This window comes from Pseudomonas sp. R84 (assembly GCF_009834515.1).
Lineage (GTDB): Bacteria > Pseudomonadota > Gammaproteobacteria > Pseudomonadales > Pseudomonadaceae > Aquipseudomonas.
Genome location: NZ_CP019426.1, coordinates 4,753,902 through 4,770,383 on the forward strand (window position 1 = coordinate 4,753,902; position 16,482 = coordinate 4,770,383).

A 16,482-nucleotide genomic window follows, 5' to 3' on the forward strand; every position below is an offset into this window, starting at 1 on the left:
CTACAACTCGATACGCTCGACCTTGCCGACCAGCAGCACGTAGGACAAAGCGCCGATCAGTGCGAGAACCGCGATATAGGTGATCGCCGGCGCGAAGGAATCGCCGCTGGCAAGAAAGCCGATAACGATCGGCGTGGCAATCGCCGACAGGTTGCCGATGAAGTTGAACACCCCGCCCGTCAGCCCGAGCAAACGCGCCGGCGCCAACGTCGACACCAGCGACCAGGTGATCGAGGCCAGACCGTTGCCGAAGAACGCCAGCGCCAGAAAGGCAATCACCAGGGGCGTCGACTCAACGAAGTTGGCACCGATGATCGAGGTGGAAATCAGCAGCCCGCCAATGATCGGCAACTTGCGCGCAAAGCCAACGGTGTAGCCGCGACGGATCAAGAAGTCGGAAAAGAACCCCGAACACAACACGCCAACGAACGCTGCGAGAAACGGCAGCGACGCCAACAGGCCGGACTTGATGAAGTCCATGCCGCGATACTTCACCAGATAAGTCGGGAACCACGTCAGGAAAAACCACAGCGTCGAGTTCAGGCAGAACTGGCCAAGGTAGATGCCCCACAACTTGCGTTTGGTCAGGACGATGCCCAAGTCGGTCCAGCTGAATTTGGCTTTGATCTTGGCGGACTCTTGTTGAATATCGACCAGACCACCACCCTCGCGGATCAGATCGATTTCCGCCGCGTTGGCACCTTTGAAATCCCGTGGCTCGCGATACACCGCGTACCAGATCGCTGCCCAAATGATGCCCACCGCGCCGGTCGCGACAAAGACCATGTGCCAGCCGAATTCGTGTTGCAGCCAGGCCAGAACCGGGGTCAAAAATGCCAGGCCGACGAACTGACCCGAGGTGTAGAAACCGATGGCCGTGGCGCGTTCACGCTCGGGGAACCAAGTAGTGACCACGCGACTGTTGATTGGATACGCCGGGGCTTCCAGTGCACCGACCGCCATGCGCAAGACAAACAACGCGATGAAACTGGCGGCGAAACCAAGCATCACTGTGGCCAGCGACCACAGCAGCAACGCGACGCTGTAAAGAATGCGCGGCGGCACACGATCGACCAGCCAGCCGCCGGGGATCTGCATGGCGGCGTAGGTCCAGCCGAACGCAGAGAAGATCAGGCCGACGTGAATCGGATCGATGCCCAACTCACTGGTCAGCGCCGGCGCGGCAATCGACAGGTTGCTGCGGTCGAGGTAGTTGATGACCACGGTGATAAACAGCAACACCATGATGAAAAACCGCTTGCGGCTAGGCGTGACTAAAGACGCCTGCCCGGTGAGGGTTTGCGGTTGCATGAGAGATGCCTCTTCTTATGTTTATTGAGGTCATGACGCAAATCTCCCATCCATGTGGAGATTAAACCTGTGGGAGCGACGGTGCGACGATTCGACCTGCTCGCGAAGGCGTCGGATCAGTCACATCGATGTCGGATGTGACATAGCATTCGCGAGCAGGCTCGCTCCCACAGGGGGCACAGGTGATTCAGCGACTCACCACTCGGCAAAGCTGCCATCGGCATGGCGCCAGATCGGGTTACGCCAGCGATGCCCGACTGCTGCGCGCTCGATCACGTATTCCTCGTTGATCTCGATGCCCAGACCCGGCCCGTTCGGAATCTTCACAAAACCTTTGTCGTAATCGAACACCCGTGGATCTATCACATAGTCGAGCAAGTCGTTGCTCTCGTTGTAATGGATGCCCAGGCTCTGCTCCTGGATAAACGCGTTGTAACAAGCAGCGTCCAGTTGCAAACACGCCGCCAGCGCAATCGGCCCCAGCGGGCAATGCAGCGCCAGAGCCACGTCGTAGGCTTCGGCCATGTTGGCGATCTTGCGGGTTTCGGTGATGCCGCCGGCGTGGGAGGCATCCGGCTGGATGATGTCGACGTAACCTTCGCTCAACACGCGTTTAAAGTCCCAACGCGAGAACAGCCGCTCACCGAGGGCAATCGGCGTGCTGGTCAGCGGTGCCAGTTCTTTCAAGGCCTCGTAGTTTTCGCTGAGCACCGGCTCTTCGATAAACATCAGTTTGTACGGATCGAGCTCCTTCATCAGCACCTTGGCCATCGGCTTGTGCACGCGGCCATGGAAGTCGACACCGATGCCGACGTTCGGCCCGACCGCATCACGCACAGCGGCAACGTTGGCCAGCGCCAGATCGACTTTTTCGAAAGTATCGAGGAACTGCAACTCTTCGGTGCCGTTCATCTTTACCGCAGTGAAACCACGGCTCACCGCCTCTTTCGCCGCACGTGCGGTGTCGGCCGGACGGTCACCGCCAATCCACGAATACACGCGAATCTTGTCACGCACCTGACCGCCGAGCAGATCGCTGACCGACACCCCGAGCGCCTTGCCCTTGATGTCCCACAGCGCCTGATCGATACCGGCCAGCGCACTCATGTGAATCGCGCCGCCCCGGTAGAAGCCACCGCGATAGAGCACGGTCCAGATGTCTTCGATGTTGCGTGGGTCTTTGCCGATCAGGTAGTCGGACAATTCTTCGACGGCGGCCGCGACGGTGTGCGCGCGGCCTTCGACCACGGGTTCACCCCAACCGGTCACGCCTTCATCGGTTTCGACTTTGAGGAAACACCAGCGCGGCGGCACGATGAAGGTGGTGAGTTTGGTGATTTTCATCTTTTTGTCTCTCTTGTAGATGCAGCGCACACAGCGCCAAAAAGTCTTAGCGAAGGGCCTTCCAAGCAGCCACGTAGGCCTTGGCGTTCACCGCCACTTGCTCCGGCGTCATGCCCGGTTTGAACAGCCCGGAACCGAGGCCGAAACCTTTCACGCCGGCGTCGATAAACGCCTGCATGTTGTCCGGAGTGATACCGCCGACGGGCGCCAACACCGTCCCGGACGGCAACACCGCGAGCCAGGCTTTGACGACCGCCGGGCCCATCTGCTCGGCCGGAAACATCTTGAGAATGTCCGCGCCCTCCTCCAGTGCCGCGAAGGCCTCGGTCGGCGTGGCGACACCCGGCGACAGAAACAGCCCCGCCGCTTTCGCCGCACGCAAGACCTTGGCGTCACTGTGCGGCATGACAATCACTTGGCCGCCGGCTTCTTTCACCAACCCGACCTGTTCCGGGGTCAACACCGTGCCGGCACCGATCAGGCAATCGGCGGGCAGGGCCTTGCGCAGGATGCGGATACTTTCGTACGGCGAAGGGGAATTGAGCGGTACTTCGATGACGCGAAATCCGGCTGCATACAGGACTTCTCCGACAGCGGCGGCTTCCTGCGGATGCAGGCCACGCAGAATCGCGATCAGACCGTTTTGCGCCAATGCTTGCTTGAGCATGTCAGGCCTCCAGTCAGGGTTAACGGGATGAGGAATCAATCAGTCCGGCAGCCAGCGCCAGTTGCCACAAGCCACGCTCGGTGGCCTGCTCGGCCAGCGTCACGTTGGCGAAACCACAGGCGTCGAGGGCACGGCGGTAGCGCGCACACAGTTGCGCGTTGCCGATGAGGATGATCGAAGGGAGATTCGGGTTGTCGCGGCGAAGGCGTTGAGCGCTGGCCAGTGCTGCCAATTCATGGCCGATCATCAGACCGGACAAATAATCCGCCTGCGCTGTCGGGCTCAGTTCACCGGTCAGGCCCAGGGTGCGGGCACTGAACAACGTCGACAGCACGCCCAGCTCGCCGTCCGCCGACTGCGCAACCTGCACGCCACGGTCAAACGCCAGAGCATCGAACGTCGCGCCTTGCTTCAGGGTCCGGCCGAGAATGCTGTGCTCACTGAGCACGGCGAACACTTCGCCGGTCATGAAGGTATCGAAATGAGTGATGCAGCCATCGACCACGTCGACCCATTTCGAATGACTGCCTGGTAGGCCGATCAACAGATCAGCGCCCGCCTCAACCGGCAGATTCTGCAGGACGCCAAGGACCTGGGTTTCTTCGCCGCGCATCACGTTCGGCAGACGAGAACGCTGAATCACGCCTGGCACGATATGCACCACGGTGCCGCGCAGACTGATCACTGTTTGTAGGGATTTTCCGAGATTGGCGACGTTCGCCGGCGTCTCGCAGTAGGCCGCTTCGCGCCAGCCCTGCGCACTGCCGACCATGCCGCAAGCAATCACCGGTAGATCCGGCTGCGCCTCGAGCCAGTCGCCGCACGCCTCGTCGAACGCCAGTTCAAAACCATCGGCGCATTCGCGACCGTTGATGTTTCGCGGGGTCTTGGGCAACTGCATGATCCCGGACGACAGCGCGCGCTGCTCCAGCACCACACCGTCCGCCGCGAGTTTGTAAGCACGTAATGAGGTCGTCCCCCAGTCGAGCGCGATCAATTGCGCCAGCATCGCTTCACCTGTTTTGTTTTTGGCAGTGAGTGCGACGGACTATAGACCTCTCAGACGTGAAATCTCAATATGTAATTTTGCATCCCACATTATGGGATAAAGCAATCATTGCACGCGCTGCTGTTCAATGACGTGTACGAGGTCAGTTGCTGGAATCAGCATTGACTCCGAATAGTATCCCCCGAATGAGTAAGCTGAGGTAAACACTCTGCAAGAGACGGCGTTACGTTCATTTAATAATGCCAGCAGTTCTTCCGCGCTCATGAAAACATTTGAAACGCCCTCATCCTCCTTTCTCACTGCGGACAATCTAGACGTATAAATATGGTCTAAACCAGACTTATCGGCGTCAACCTCAACAAGATTACCAACAAAATAATTAGTCAATTTATCGGAGCTTTCAAATTCAAGCTCTTTATCCAGAGAGCAAAACACTGTTTCACCCAACTGCGTTTCTCCCGTCGCATCCTTAAAAAAATTCAACACATCGGTCTTCGAACTAAAGCGAACACTCCAAGACAAACTATCGCCCCCTGTAGCGACAGAAATGAATTCAATCTCGGTATCAGGAAGAATCGGCCGCTTGGCACAAGAACTACATAGAAGCATCGTCAGCACAATAAATAGTCGTATCATTTTTTCGATTCCAAATATTGAGTCACTCGCTCATAAACTATATCGCACGCAGACTTTCCACTTTGAAGTTTGGAGGCGAACAGCATACCTGCTTGCCGGTGATTCGCACTGACCGCCTCATTCATATGAGGTCCAGATGTCATGATCCAGCGCTCTCCCAAACTGGCAACAGTATCTGAATCGTCTTTTTCCTTGGGGGATGCCAATATATTTATCCAGTAATCTGCCACGGGCTTTGGCGTCGTAAAATAGATATCAGAGAACATCCATACACCTGTACCACCGCCAACAGGATCGAGTGTTACCAACATCTTGGCTGTATAACCTCGTTCTTTCAAAATCGAGGTCAAATGTGCACCATTCCACCCCCCAAGGCTATGACCAACAATCACAAGATAAACCGTCTTATCACCTTTTAACGGGCGTATTACATACTTCTCGATATCCTTCTCACCGCGAACATCCTTATAGCTTATATAAGGTAAATTAACGTCGAGCTTTTGTTCCGGAGACAGTCTGTTCGACAACTGATTCCACGCATTTTGCACATTATGATGAGGAGGTTCATTCTGATAATACTCCTCTTTATCCCCAGCACCGCCAATAAAGAAAACGGCTACCTTTTTCACTTTGACAGTAACTTGCTTGACGCTCTGGTCAGTCTTGCAGGTCAACTCATGGCCAGCCACTTCAGTTTTGCAGTCTCTGAGTGCAGGATTTTCGACTTCCATTTCGATCACTCTACAAACAATTTAATAGTTTCAGCCAAGTGAGAACTCACCATATGGGTAAAGCCCTGCTCATTGGTGATGCCATGTTCTATGCGCCCATCACCTCGCTGGATCGCATACGGATGATCGGGGATAGGCTCGCCAGTCGCCTCGTTAACCACTTGCAACCTGTCCGTAAAATGCACCGGCATCGGCAACAGCCCACTAAACGCTGCCCCACCGCCGCTCTGGCCAATAATCACCGTCCCCGACCCACCGACCACGACATTGCCGTGGCCTCCGGTGCTATCGAGCGTGGCCGCGTTCAGGCCGTTGATGAATACGGTGCCGGAAACCGCTCCGGTAATCGGGCTGCCACACGCCGACTTATCGGTCATGCGCGCGGCGGCGAGGCCGTCGAAGAAGACGTTCGGCGAGCCGGAGGCAATCGGGTTGGTGCCATGGCCTGGCAATGGGCAGGCGGTCGGGTCGGTGACGCGTGCAGCGGGTTTACCACTCAATTCAAAGCTCCTTGCTTCAGGGGTTCCGGGTGCGGCTGATGAATATCGATGTCGGTCTCGGCGAAGCGCCAGCGGTTGTCGACGGGGTCGAACAGGGCGTGGCAATGCTCACGGCTGTCGGGTGATGCGGCGGTTTGCAGGTGTTGCCAGGCTTCGTCGGTTTGCCAGGCCAGTTCAGCCGGCGAGGCGTCGTCGAGTTCGTTGAGCCAGGCGTTGTAGTGGCGCAGATGATTACGCTCATAAGTCGATTGCAGCAGTTCGGCCATTTGTGCGCCGAGATCGAGATAATGCTGGGCCGTCCACTGGCCGATCTCGGAATAGACGTACCAGCCCATCGGCATCAACCCGCCGCCCCTGAGCAGCGAATGCCCGGCAGGGGCGACGAAACCACAGCAAATGTGCAGCGTCAGCCAGCCTTGATGGGCGTCGATAAACGCCGTCGGATCGAAGGTGCGCAGCGGTATCACGCGGTACTCGGCGAGCCCGGCGGTGCGGGTCATCAACTCGGCATCAAGGCGTGACACGAACGCACGAATGGCGCTGCCGCCCGTACGATTTGTCATGCACAGAATGTCGACCGGTTGGCGCTGGGGGTTGTCGCTCAAGCCTGAGTTTTTCACCAGGCCATACAGACGCATTGACGCCCGTAGTCCGCTCATCGCCGGTCACTCGTTGACGCAGCGAAGGCTCCACGGGCGTGGAGAAGTTGTGCCAGAGGCATTGCAGGTGTCGTCCGTGAGCGCGCAAAAATGGCGCGTAGAATGCCGGACTAGAGCGCTGGCGACAATCGAATTACTGCCGGATTGCCATCATCGTGTTCAACCCTCGGCAAACTCACGCAGAACCTGGCCATCCATGCGGTAGCGCACCCACTCTTCCTGAGGTTGCGCGCCGAGGGATTTATAGAATTCGATCGCCGGCGTGTTCCAGTCGAGCACGCTCCATTCGAAGCGGCCGCAGTCGTTGTCGCAGGCGATTTTCGCCAAGTGACGCAACAAGGTTTTGCCGGCACCGCCGCCGCGTTGTTCGGGGGTGATGTAGAGGTCTTCGAGGTACAGGCAGTTGCTGCCGAGCCAGGTCGAATAGCTGAAGAAGAACACCGCGAAACCGATTGGCAGACCGTCGCGCAGGCAGATCAGACCGTGAGCGGTGGCGCCTTCGCCGAACAGGCTGCGCTCGATGTCAGCGACGCTGGCGATGACCTCGTGGCGGGCCTTTTCGAAATCAGCGAGTTCAGTGATGAAGGCGAGGATTTGCGGGGCATCGCTGGGGGTCGCCGGGCGGATGTCGATCGTCATGGACGGGCCTTGTCGGAAAAGGAAAACGCCATACTAAGGCCGTGGGCGGCGCTCGTCACATGGCAAAACACACACTACCCTGCGCAATGTTGCAAACGCTGCAGTTCCCTGTTGGAGCGAGCCTGCTCGCGAAAGCGGACTGTCAGTGACATTGCGGTGACTGATACTGCCTCTTCGCGAGCAAGCTCGCTCCCACAGGGACTTCGACAATCTGAAAGGATGCTTATGAACCTTGAGTTTTTTACACCCGTGGCGGCACTGGCAGCAGAGTTACTGCCGCACGCCCTGGAGCCGTCCGACGACGGCGCTCACGACCTCGCCCACCTGCAACGGGTCTGGCACAACATACGCACGCTACGGAAAGAAGAAGGCGGCGATCTTGAGGTGTTGCTCGCCGCCGTGCTGCTGCACGATTGCGTGGCTGTCGAGAAGAATTCGCCACTGCGCGCGCAGGCTTCGCGGCTGGCGGCAGATAAAGCTTCGTCAGTGCTGGCCGTTCTGAACTGGCCGGAAGAAAAAATCAAGGCCGTCGCCCACGCCATCGAAGCCCATAGTTTTTCCGCCAACATCACCCCGCTCACCCTCGAAGCGAAAATCGTCCAGGACGCCGACCGCCTCGACTCACTGGGCATGCTCGGCGTCGCCCGTACGTTCTATATCGCCGGGCGTATGGGCTCGGCGTTGTACGACCCGCAGGATCCCGAAGCGAAACAGCGCGACTACGACGACAAGCGGTTTTGCCTCGATCACTTCCAGACCAAACTGCTGCACCTCGCCGACGGTTTCCAGACTGCCACCGGCCAGCGTCTGGCGCTGGTCCGTCATCATCGTCTGAAGGGTTTCATGGAGCAGCTCAAGGAAGAGATCGGTATCGCTTGAGCATTACTCCGGCGTGCAGTGATCCTGACTTCGCCAAGCTCAGACCTAAGTCGCCTGCCTGACGTGTTAAACAGACGACGCTGAATTTTTCCGCTCAAGGATTCGCGTCATGTCGCAAGCAATACCCAAGGTTTCAGGCAAGCTGTTCGGCCTGTTCTGCCTCGCCAGTTATCTGCTGTCGCTGTCTTACGGCTCGACGTTTTTATTGTCGCTGTTGATCAGTTCTCGCGGCGGCAATGAACACGATGCCGGCAGTGTGATTTCGGCGGCGATGCTCAGTACGTTTGTCGCAGTGCTGGTGTCCGGGCATCTGTCGGACTGGCTCGGCGCGGCGCGTTCGATTGCCCTGTTCGGTCTGTTGCTGGTGGCGGCAAGTCTGGGCTTTGCGCTGACGCCAGGATTTGGTCATCTGCTGTTGTTTTTCGGTTTGTTGTTGGGCTTGGGTTGGGGCGTTTTCTACACCCTGGGGCCGATCATCGTCGCGAGTCTGGTGACCCCGGCGCAGCGCGCCAAGTACTTCGCGCTGCTGTCGGGCAGCATGATGACCGGGATCGGCAGCGGCCCGTTGCTCGGACGGGCAGCCACTGCGCTGGGCTTGCCAGTGACCTCGGCGTTTTATCTGGCGGCGCTCGCAAGCCTGATCGGGGTGCTGCTGTTCTGGCGGCTCGGTTCTCGATTGAAAAGTGCGCAGGCCCCGACAGCGGCAAAAATCAGCTGGCAAGCGACCACTCAAGTGCTTGGCTCGCGCGCCCTGTTTCCGATCATCATGGTCGGCCTCGGCGGTTGCGTGTTCGGTGGCCTGTCGAGTTTCCAGACCAGTTACGCCGCTGCGCGATCGCTGGATTATTCGCTGTTCTTTCTGGGCTTCATGAGTGCGGCAATCAGCAGCCGCATGCTGATCGCTGGCTATGTGGTCAAGCGTGATCCGCTGCGCGCTTCTTGCCTGTTGTCGGGGCTGATGCTCGGCTCGATCGTGCTATTCGCGTTCGGCGTGCACAGTGGATTCACCTATCTGCTGGCGGCGTTGGTGCTCGGCGTCGGTTATGGCCTGACCTATTCGGTGATCAACGGTTTGGCGGCCAACGAAGCACCGGCCGGCACCACGTCACAGGCCTTGTTGCTGTTCAGTCTGGCGTACTTTATCGGTGTGTTTGGTTTCCCGTTGCTGGCCGGAAAAATCATCGTTGAACACGGCATGAGCACGCTGCTTTTGACGGTTTTGATCGTCGCGTTGGCCAACTGGTTGATTACCTTTGGCCGCTTGCTTTGGCGCCGACTGGTCATCAAAACCGCAGCGGTGATCTAGACCGTTCGTCGTTCATCAGGCACCAATCCGATCAGAGGGCAGACCAACGACAGGTAAGGATTCCAATCACTGGAGAAGCCCTATGATCCCGTCAAGGTTGACCGCTTTCGTATTCAGCGCCCTGCTCTGCCCTGCGGTGTTCGCCGCATCCGCCACCGCTGCGGGCACCGGCCCTACCGATCCGACCCCGCCACGCGCCCCCGCCATCAACAGTGCCCCCGGCATGAATACCGATGGCTCCGGCGTGCCTTTGATCAATCAGCCTCCCGCCACCGGCACCGATCCGCGCACGCAGGGCAGTGACCCGGGCAGGCAGGGCGGCATGAATACCCCCGACGCCCCCGCCACGCCAGACAACGCGGGCCCCGGCGTCGGCTCGAAAACCACCACCGGTGGCTCCGGTTCCGAAGGCTCCGGTCAGTAGTTCGCCGACGCGAGCGTCCTGTTCAACCCAATGAAGAGGTAACCATGAACGTCGATAAAAACCTGGAAAAAGAAGTCCTCACCCGCCTGCTGCACGCTCATCCGAGTGGACTGGGCAAGGAGGTGCTGGACAATTACCGGGGCGAGAAGGTCGTGGCCAGCGCCCTCGCCGCTTTGCAGGATCGTGGACTGATTCACCACGGGCATGTGACCTGCAACGAGGCTGGCGAACATTCGTTGAACCTGCCGATCAAGCTCAGTGCCGCTGGCGTTGAGGCCGCGCGCAAGCTGGATCTGCAGTAATCCAGGGGCCGCTCGCTGCCGATGCGGCGGGCGGCCGGATCTGCACACAAGAGGAGAAACCCCATGCCTCGTGGAAGCAAAGACAAATACACCACCGAGCAAAAGCGCAAAGCCGAGCACATCGAAGACAGCTACGAAAAGAAAGGCCTGTCGAAAGATGACGCCGAGGCGCGGGCCTGGGCGACGGTGAACAAGCAATCGGGCGGTGGCGAAAAATCCGGCGGTTCCGGGCGCATAAAACCGGCGAGTGCCAAGGCTGAGGATCGTAAAGAGTCATCGCGGCGGGCGGTGGCCAGTCGCGAGGGGCATTCGCGTAATAGCAAAGCGTCGAAGGATACGCAGACAGTCGATAGCTTGATGAAGGAGGCCCGGGCGAAGCAGATTCCGGGGCGGTCTTCGATGCGCAAGCAGGAGTTGATCGAGGCATTGCGCAAGGCCGGCTAAGTTTGTGTGAGGCTAAAGGCCCCTTCGCGAGCAGGCTCGCTCCCACATTAAATTTATGTCGATCACAAATCACCTGTGGGAGCGAGCCTGCTCGCGAAAGCGGTAGATCAAGCGCCGCCGGACTCGCGGATAAACGCATCCACCTCTGCCGCCCCCGGCGAAGTAGCCGGCCCCCAGCGCGTCACTGCGATAGCCGCTGCCGCATTCGCCCGGCGAGCCGCTTCATGGGCAGACAAACCCTGCGCCAGTCCGGCAACAAACACGCCAGCATGGGCATCACCAGCGCCATTGCTGTCTACCGCTTTCACCGCAAACCCGGGCACATGCCGACGCTCATCGCGCTGATGAATCCAGCAGCCCTGCGGCCCGTCACGCACCACCATCAGCACCTCTTTGGGCAGATATTCAGCGAGTCGATCCAGCGCCACGCCAATATCTTCAGCACCGGTAAACCGCAACGCTTCAACACTGTTGCTGGTCCACACATCGATGCGCGGCAGCAACGCCTGCATCATCGGCGAGTCCGGCGACTCGACCAACGGGCCCGGATCGAACACAACATTGATCGAGCTCGGTAGTGCCAATGTCCAATCGAGCAATGCCTGCGCTTTGCCTTCGTGGAGCAGGCTGTAGCCGCTGAGATAAACGTAATCACCCGCCTCGGCCGCGACGCTGTTCAGATCTTCTTCGGTCACCTCACCTTCAGCGCCGATATAGGAAATGAAACTGCGCTCCGCCGACGCATCGGTCAGCGCCACACATAAACCGGTGTCCTTCTGCGCGGGTTCGGTGATGCCGATGTGAATCCCCTCGGCGTTCATCGCCTGCCGCGCCAGATCACCGAAACGCCCAGTGCCATGGCGACCGAGATACACCACCGGCAGGCCGTTACGCACCGCTGCCGCCATCACATTGAACCCGCCACCGGCTTCGAAACCGGCAGACTGCGCCAGCACGTCACCGCCTATCTGCGGCAGTTTATCCACGGCCATGACCAGGTCGATGATGACCTGGCCGGTGTGCAACATCTTAGGCATGTGCATTCTCGGTTTGCGCGGCACGGCGATCTTTCGCCCCGCCCAATACAAAGTAAATCCCACCAGCGACGACGAAGGTCACGATCCAGCCGAGGCCGTTGTGGCCCAGCCACGAGTCGGACAGGAAGCCCTTGAACCAGACGTTCTCGGCAGTGGTGCCGATGGTGGTAAAGCTGAAGCCGAGGACGATGGCAATCGCCCACGCGCCGAATGCACGCCATTCGATACCGCCACGATACCAATAGGCGCTGCTCGGGCTGACGTCGAGCAGATCTGTCGGGCTGTAGTAGTGACGGTGAATCAGATCAACGACGAAGATCCCGACCCACGCGGTGATCGGCACGGCAAGCAGGGAAATGAAGGTAATGAACGGACCGTAGAAGCTGTCGGCGATCAGCATGAAGTAGATCGAACCGGCGAAGATCGCGACGATATCGACCACCACCGCGTAGACGCGTTTGACCTTGAGGCCGAGGGTCAATGTGGTCAAACCGGCGGAATACACCGACAGGTTGTTCGACAGCAGCAGGCCACCGAATGCGGTGATCAGGTACGGCACCGCCATCCAGGTTGGCAGCATGTCGCGGATTGCCACGATCGGGTCAGTCGCCGAGGCCAGGTCGTTGTTGCCCACCGACAGCAGACCGCCAAGAGTGATCAGCAGTACCAGCGGAATGCCCGCACCAAACGCAGCAGACGCAACCAGACGCACAGCCTTGACGCTGCGATGCTGATAGCGCGACATGTCGGCGCCAGCGTTGGCCCAACCGATGCCGGTGCCCGCAGCCATGGTGCCGATGCCGATGATCATTGCGCTCATCGGCGCGGGCGTGGCGTTGAATACCGCGCTCCAGTCGATGGTCGCGCAGAGGAAACCACCGACCAGAATGTTCAGCGCACCGAAGACGTAGGTCGCCCACTTCTGAATCACCAGCAAGGTCGCATGGCCGAGGCCGGACACCGACAAGGTCAGCAGGACGAAAATCGCGATGAAGATCAGCGTCAGCACCGGCGCACTTTTCGCTTCCACCGGCGAGCCGAACAGAATCGAGCACAGCGACAACAGCACGAATGCGGCAGTGGTGGTGTTGACGGTTTCCCAACCCAGGCGCGACATCAGCGAGACCAGTGTCGGGCCGATGTTACCGCGCACGCCGAAGATCGCCCGCGACAAGGTTAGGCTCGGCGCGCGGCCACGGCGACCGGCAATCGAGATGATCCCGACCACCGCAAACGAACCGGCCGCGCCGATGATTGCGACGATGATCGCCTGCCAGATGGCCAACCCGCGAAATGCGACCAGCGTGGCGCCCAGCGGCAGACCGAGGATGGAGATGTTGGCGGCGAACCAGACCCAGAACAGTTGCAGCGGATGACCGTTGCACTCGGCTTCCGGCACCGGTTCGATGCCGCGGGTTTCCAGTTGCCCGGCGCTTTGCCCGGCGTTTGATGAACTCATGAAGATGCTCCTGTTTGCCTTTTTTGTGGTTGTGGCAATGATGCAAAACGACAAGACTTCCCGGCCGTCCTCGGCCTGTCTGCGCGATCCATTGCGGGTTGAAAATTCGAAATTTGCGGTGCGGCCTTCGCGAGCAGGCTCGCTCCCACAGGTACCGTGTAATCCCTGTGGGAGCGAGCCTGCTCGCGAAGACGTCAGCCCAATCAGCGCAAAGCCAACAGCCCCTGCACTAACGGCTCAAGCTCCAGATGATTAACGGCCTTAACCGTCTCGACCATCTCGGCAGGCCAGCTCTCAAGACCCAGGCAGGCCCCAAGCATTGCGCCAAGAATCGCCGCGATGGTGTCAGTGTCACCGCCAAGACCGGCGGCCATGCACAACGCATCAAACGCGCTCATCTCACCCACCGCGACTTGCTGCGCCAGCGCGAACGACACCACCACCGACTCCTGCGAGGCCACCGAAGTGCCGATCACGTCGTAGAGCAGATCCGCCAGCAATGCCTTGTCGCTATCGACACTGATGGTGCGCGCCCAACTGATGCGCGAGGCAATGCGCCCACCGGCCACCCAGTGCCCATGCGTTTCCGCTTGTTGAGCGATTTGCTGACCAAGGTTCAGTGCCTCGCCCAGGTCCATGCCATTGATGCCGGCAGACACCACCGCCGCCACCGCTGCCGCACTGGAAATCCCCAGCGTGGTGTTGTGCGTGACCTGGCAAGCCTGCACCACCGCCGCAATAAAGCGTTGAGGATCGGCAACATCTGCCGCGATTCCCACCGGCGTAATGCGCATCGCCGCACCGTTGGTGGTGCCATAGCGTCCGGCCTCTTCCGGCGAATGCCCGGCAAGGATCATTTCGATCGCGCGTTTGGTCGACGGCCCGAGCAAGTCCTGCGAGCCTTTGGCCTGCATCTCGGCTTCCCACTCGATCAGGCGTTGCGCGAGGATTGCCGGTTCGATGCGGCCCTTTCCTTCTACCAACAACTCGCCGACCAGAATCGCCTGTTCGGTGTCGTCGGTAATCGAGCCTTTGGGCATGTTCGCGGCGATTGGTTGCAGCGGCCCGGCGTCCTGCAAATCGGTGATCGTGCCGAAACGGGTCTTGATCGTTTCGCGGTTCAGCGATTGCGTCGGCATGCCCAGCGCATCACCGAGGGCCAGGCCATAGAAAGCGCCGAGGGCACGGTTGAACGCGGTCATTTCGATTCTCCAAATTGCAGGTGCAGACGGAAATGCACCGGGTCGAGCAAACTTTCCACCTGTTCCATGAAGCGGTTCTGCCGGTCGTAGGTGGTGCGCAGCGCTTTGAGGAATACCGTGCCTTCAGGCCGGCCAAGCAATGCGGCGTCTTCGGCATTCAGCGGTTCGGCGCCGATCCATTGATCGCCGCGCTCGCCGATGTAGCCGTAGGCGGCCAGGGTGATGGTCAGGGAATTGTCGATCAGGCCGACGCGCGGCAGGCTTTCCAGGCCGCCGGTCGCCGGCATCAAAGAGCGTTCGAGGGACACCAGCGTGCCTTCGCTGGAACGGCGGCGACGGTCGAGGGTGATGAATTGATCGGTACCAAAACGCGCCAGCAGATCGGGCCGGGTCACGGCTTCCAGACGCAACACTTCGGTATTGATCATCGCCCCGCTGTCGGCCAAGGCCTGCGCCCAGCCGCTGCGCTGGTCGAGGGCGACACCGTCGAAGGTGACGATGGAGCCGACGCCGCTTTGCGTGGCGATGTAATTGCGCCGTTTCAATTCGGCCAGCGCTTCGCGCAGCGTTCCTCGGCTGACGTTGAATTCTTGAGCCAACTGATGCTCGCCGGGCAACAGAAAGCCGTCCTCCATGAGGCCGCTTTCGATGCGCCGGACGAGCTCGTCGACCACCCGTTGTTTCTTGTCAAATCGTACCTGTCTAATCATGTACAAATTGATACCCGAAACGGGTGTGGGCGGGCAAGGAATATTTAGGGAGAGTGACGAAAGGCGGGAGAATCAAAAGCCCCTCACCCTAGCCCTCTCCCGGAGGGAGAGGGGACTGATCGAGGTGTTTATTCGAATTACATCGACCTGAAATATCAAGTCGAACTCAGGTTTGAAAAGCTAGGAGATCTGCTCCCTTTCCCCCTCTCCCTCTGGGAGAGGGCTTGGGGTGAGGGGCTCTTGATTCTAGCGTTGCTTCAGACGGTCAATCACGACGGCCAACAGAAGGATCGAACCACGGATAACGTATTGGTAGAACGTGTCGATATTCTTCAAGTTCATCGCATTCTCAATAATCGCCAGAATCAACACCCCGGCAATCACATGCCGAATCATGCCGATCCCGCCGCTCAACGACACCCCGCCCAACACACAAGCAGAGATCACCGTCAGCTCAAACCCCTGACCAATCATCGGCTGCCCCGAGGTCATCCGCGAAGCCAGAATCACCCCGGCCAGCGCACCAATCACACCATGCACGGCAAAGATAATGATCTTGGTCCGATCAACGTTCACACCTGCCAGCAATGCTGCTTCCTGGTTGCCACCGATGGCCATGGTGTTGCGCCCGTAGGTGGTGTAATTCAGCAGCCAGCCAAAAAACAGAAAGCAGACGATGGTGATCAGAATCGGCACCGGCACGCCGAACAACTGGCCGTTACCAAACACGAAGAACGATTCCTGCGACACACCCACCGCTTTGCCATTGGCAAAAATGTACGCCAGACCACGAACGATCTGCATGGTCGCCAACGTCGTGATCAAGGCATTAACGCGCAACTTGGCGATCACAATGCCGTTGATCAGCCCGACAATCAGACCCATCACCAACGCTGCACTGACACCGAGAAACACGCTGTTGGTGTCGCGCATCACCACCGCCGCAACCACTCCGGCGCAGGCAATCACCGAGCCGACCGACAGGTCGAAATGACCCGACGCCAGGCAATACAACATCGTGCACGCCGCGATGCCGGTGGTGGAAATCGCCAAGCCCAGGCCACGCATGTTCAGCGGCGAAAGGAAGTTGTCGATCAGCAGCGTACAGGCAACGAAGATGCCCACAGCCGCCAGCAACATGACCCAGTCATCAAGGAAGCGACGCATGTCCAACGGTTTGCGCTCTTTGGGCAGGGTTTCGTTTTGGGTTGTCATCATAGTCA

19 protein-coding genes are annotated in these 16,482 nt (G+C 59.1%); 5 read left to right on the forward strand and 14 right to left on the reverse strand.

Features of this window, described 5'->3' with window-relative positions:
• From PspR84_RS20940 to PspR84_RS20980, 9 genes are all read right to left on the reverse strand, one after another.
• Positions 1-1,311: an MFS transporter gene (locus PspR84_RS20940; RefSeq protein WP_160058987.1), complete on the reverse strand. Its 1,311-nt coding sequence runs from the start codon at positions 1,309-1,311 to the stop codon at positions 1-3.
• A gap of 195 nt (positions 1,312-1,506) precedes the next feature.
• A complete protein-coding gene (gene dgoD, locus PspR84_RS20945; protein WP_160058988.1) occupies positions 1,507-2,655 on the reverse strand; it encodes a galactonate dehydratase in 1,149 nt (382 codons plus the stop codon).
• A 46-nt stretch (positions 2,656-2,701) separates the two neighbouring features.
• Positions 2,702-3,322 (reverse strand): 2-dehydro-3-deoxy-6-phosphogalactonate aldolase, encoded by a 621-nt coding sequence (locus PspR84_RS20950; RefSeq protein WP_160058989.1) that lies wholly within the window; start codon positions 3,320-3,322, stop codon positions 2,702-2,704.
• 19 nt (positions 3,323-3,341) lie between these two features.
• Positions 3,342-4,331, reverse strand: coding sequence for a 2-dehydro-3-deoxygalactonokinase (locus tag PspR84_RS20955; protein WP_160058990.1), 990 nt, complete (start codon positions 4,329-4,331; stop codon positions 3,342-3,344).
• A 105-nt stretch (positions 4,332-4,436) separates the two neighbouring features.
• On the reverse strand, positions 4,437-4,967 hold the full coding sequence (locus PspR84_RS20960) for a hypothetical protein (protein ID WP_160058991.1): 531 nt from the start codon (positions 4,965-4,967) through the stop codon (positions 4,437-4,439).
• Positions 4,964-5,698, reverse strand: a complete 735-nt coding sequence (locus PspR84_RS20965; protein ID WP_160058992.1) for a hypothetical protein — start codon at positions 5,696-5,698, stop codon at positions 4,964-4,966. The genes PspR84_RS20960 and PspR84_RS20965 overlap by 4 nt, the downstream gene beginning before the upstream one ends.
• A 5-nt stretch (positions 5,699-5,703) precedes the next feature.
• Entirely contained in the window at positions 5,704-6,198 is a 495-nt protein-coding gene (locus tag PspR84_RS20970) for a PAAR domain-containing protein (protein ID WP_016986005.1), read from the reverse strand.
• Positions 6,195-6,857 (reverse strand): hypothetical protein, encoded by a 663-nt coding sequence (locus tag PspR84_RS20975; protein ID WP_160058993.1) that lies wholly within the window; start codon positions 6,855-6,857, stop codon positions 6,195-6,197. Before PspR84_RS20975 ends, PspR84_RS20970 begins: the two co-directional genes overlap by 4 nt.
• A gap of 159 nt (positions 6,858-7,016) precedes the next feature.
• Positions 7,017-7,496, reverse strand: coding sequence for a GNAT family N-acetyltransferase (locus PspR84_RS20980; RefSeq protein WP_038364457.1), 480 nt, complete (start codon positions 7,494-7,496; stop codon positions 7,017-7,019).
• A 225-nt stretch (positions 7,497-7,721) separates the two neighbouring features.
• Between PspR84_RS20980 and PspR84_RS20985 the strand changes: the two genes are divergently transcribed.
• From PspR84_RS20985 to PspR84_RS21005, 5 genes are all read left to right on the forward strand, one after another.
• Positions 7,722-8,375, forward strand: a complete 654-nt coding sequence (locus PspR84_RS20985; RefSeq protein WP_160058994.1) for an HD domain-containing protein — start codon at positions 7,722-7,724, stop codon at positions 8,373-8,375.
• A gap of 109 nt (positions 8,376-8,484) precedes the next feature.
• Positions 8,485-9,681 carry an MFS transporter gene (locus PspR84_RS20990; protein ID WP_160058995.1) on the forward strand — a complete coding sequence of 399 codons (1,197 nt, stop codon included), beginning with the start codon at positions 8,485-8,487 and terminating at the stop codon, positions 9,679-9,681.
• A gap of 82 nt (positions 9,682-9,763) precedes the next feature.
• The gene (locus tag PspR84_RS20995; RefSeq protein WP_007908306.1) at positions 9,764-10,105 is read left to right on the forward strand and encodes a hypothetical protein; all 342 of its coding nucleotides are present in this window, start codon (positions 9,764-9,766) and stop codon (positions 10,103-10,105) included.
• Positions 10,106-10,149: 44 nt separating this feature from the next.
• Positions 10,150-10,407: a hypothetical protein gene (locus tag PspR84_RS21000; protein WP_016986009.1), complete on the forward strand. Its 258-nt coding sequence runs from the start codon at positions 10,150-10,152 to the stop codon at positions 10,405-10,407.
• A 63-nt stretch (positions 10,408-10,470) separates the two neighbouring features.
• A complete protein-coding gene (locus PspR84_RS21005) occupies positions 10,471-10,851 on the forward strand; it encodes a Rho termination factor N-terminal domain-containing protein (RefSeq protein ID WP_160058996.1) in 381 nt (126 codons plus the stop codon).
• 107 nt (positions 10,852-10,958) lie between these two features.
• On the opposite strand, the gene PspR84_RS21010 is transcribed toward PspR84_RS21005, so the two are convergent.
• From PspR84_RS21010 to araH, 5 genes are all read right to left on the reverse strand, one after another.
• Positions 10,959-11,888, reverse strand: coding sequence for a PfkB family carbohydrate kinase (locus tag PspR84_RS21010; RefSeq protein ID WP_160058997.1), 930 nt, complete (start codon positions 11,886-11,888; stop codon positions 10,959-10,961).
• Positions 11,881-13,347 (reverse strand): cytosine permease, encoded by a 1,467-nt coding sequence (locus tag PspR84_RS21015; protein ID WP_038364464.1) that lies wholly within the window; start codon positions 13,345-13,347, stop codon positions 11,881-11,883. The genes PspR84_RS21010 and PspR84_RS21015 overlap by 8 nt, the downstream gene beginning before the upstream one ends.
• A gap of 203 nt (positions 13,348-13,550) precedes the next feature.
• Positions 13,551-14,549, reverse strand: a complete 999-nt coding sequence (locus PspR84_RS21020) for an ADP-ribosylglycohydrolase family protein (RefSeq protein WP_160058998.1) — start codon at positions 14,547-14,549, stop codon at positions 13,551-13,553.
• Complete coding sequence (locus tag PspR84_RS21025) at positions 14,546-15,259, reverse strand: GntR family transcriptional regulator (RefSeq protein WP_160058999.1); 714 nt, start codon at positions 15,257-15,259, stop codon at positions 14,546-14,548. The genes PspR84_RS21020 and PspR84_RS21025 overlap by 4 nt, the downstream gene beginning before the upstream one ends.
• Positions 15,260-15,505: 246 nt before the next feature.
• Complete coding sequence (araH, locus tag PspR84_RS21030) at positions 15,506-16,474, reverse strand: L-arabinose ABC transporter permease AraH (RefSeq protein ID WP_026000669.1); 969 nt, start codon at positions 16,472-16,474, stop codon at positions 15,506-15,508.
• Between the last annotated feature and the right edge of the window lie 8 nt (positions 16,475-16,482).

Excerpts from the sequence above, each read along its gene's own strand:
- PspR84_RS20940 (WP_160058987.1), bottom strand. The coding sequence starts at position 1,311 with ATGCAACCGCAAACCCTCACCGGGCAGGCGTCTTTAGTCACGCCTAGC.
- dgoD (WP_160058988.1), bottom strand. The coding sequence starts at position 2,655 with ATGAAAATCACCAAACTCACCACCTTCATCGTGCCGCCGCGCTGGTGT.
- PspR84_RS20950 (WP_160058989.1), bottom strand. The coding sequence starts at position 3,322 with ATGCTCAAGCAAGCATTGGCGCAAAACGGTCTGATCGCGATTCTGCGT.
- PspR84_RS20955 (WP_160058990.1), bottom strand. The coding sequence starts at position 4,331 with ATGCTGGCGCAATTGATCGCGCTCGACTGGGGGACGACCTCATTACGT.
- PspR84_RS20960 (WP_160058991.1), bottom strand. The coding sequence starts at position 4,967 with ATGATACGACTATTTATTGTGCTGACGATGCTTCTATGTAGTTCTTGT.
- PspR84_RS20965 (WP_160058992.1), bottom strand. The coding sequence starts at position 5,698 with ATGGAAGTCGAAAATCCTGCACTCAGAGACTGCAAAACTGAAGTGGCT.
- PspR84_RS20975 (WP_160058993.1), bottom strand. The coding sequence starts at position 6,857 with ATGAGCGGACTACGGGCGTCAATGCGTCTGTATGGCCTGGTGAAAAAC.
- PspR84_RS20980 (WP_038364457.1), bottom strand. The coding sequence starts at position 7,496 with ATGACGATCGACATCCGCCCGGCGACCCCCAGCGATGCCCCGCAAATC.
- PspR84_RS20985 (WP_160058994.1), top strand. The coding sequence starts at position 7,722 with ATGAACCTTGAGTTTTTTACACCCGTGGCGGCACTGGCAGCAGAGTTA.
- PspR84_RS20990 (WP_160058995.1), top strand. The coding sequence starts at position 8,485 with ATGTCGCAAGCAATACCCAAGGTTTCAGGCAAGCTGTTCGGCCTGTTC.
- PspR84_RS20995 (WP_007908306.1), top strand. The coding sequence starts at position 9,764 with ATGATCCCGTCAAGGTTGACCGCTTTCGTATTCAGCGCCCTGCTCTGC.
- PspR84_RS21000 (WP_016986009.1), top strand. The coding sequence starts at position 10,150 with ATGAACGTCGATAAAAACCTGGAAAAAGAAGTCCTCACCCGCCTGCTG.
- PspR84_RS21005 (WP_160058996.1), top strand. The coding sequence starts at position 10,471 with ATGCCTCGTGGAAGCAAAGACAAATACACCACCGAGCAAAAGCGCAAA.
- PspR84_RS21010 (WP_160058997.1), bottom strand. The coding sequence starts at position 11,888 with ATGCCTAAGATGTTGCACACCGGCCAGGTCATCATCGACCTGGTCATG.
- PspR84_RS21015 (WP_038364464.1), bottom strand. The coding sequence starts at position 13,347 with ATGAGTTCATCAAACGCCGGGCAAAGCGCCGGGCAACTGGAAACCCGC.
- PspR84_RS21020 (WP_160058998.1), bottom strand. The coding sequence starts at position 14,549 with ATGACCGCGTTCAACCGTGCCCTCGGCGCTTTCTATGGCCTGGCCCTC.
- PspR84_RS21025 (WP_160058999.1), bottom strand. The coding sequence starts at position 15,259 with ATGATTAGACAGGTACGATTTGACAAGAAACAACGGGTGGTCGACGAG.
- araH (WP_026000669.1), bottom strand. The coding sequence starts at position 16,474 with ATGACAACCCAAAACGAAACCCTGCCCAAAGAGCGCAAACCGTTGGAC.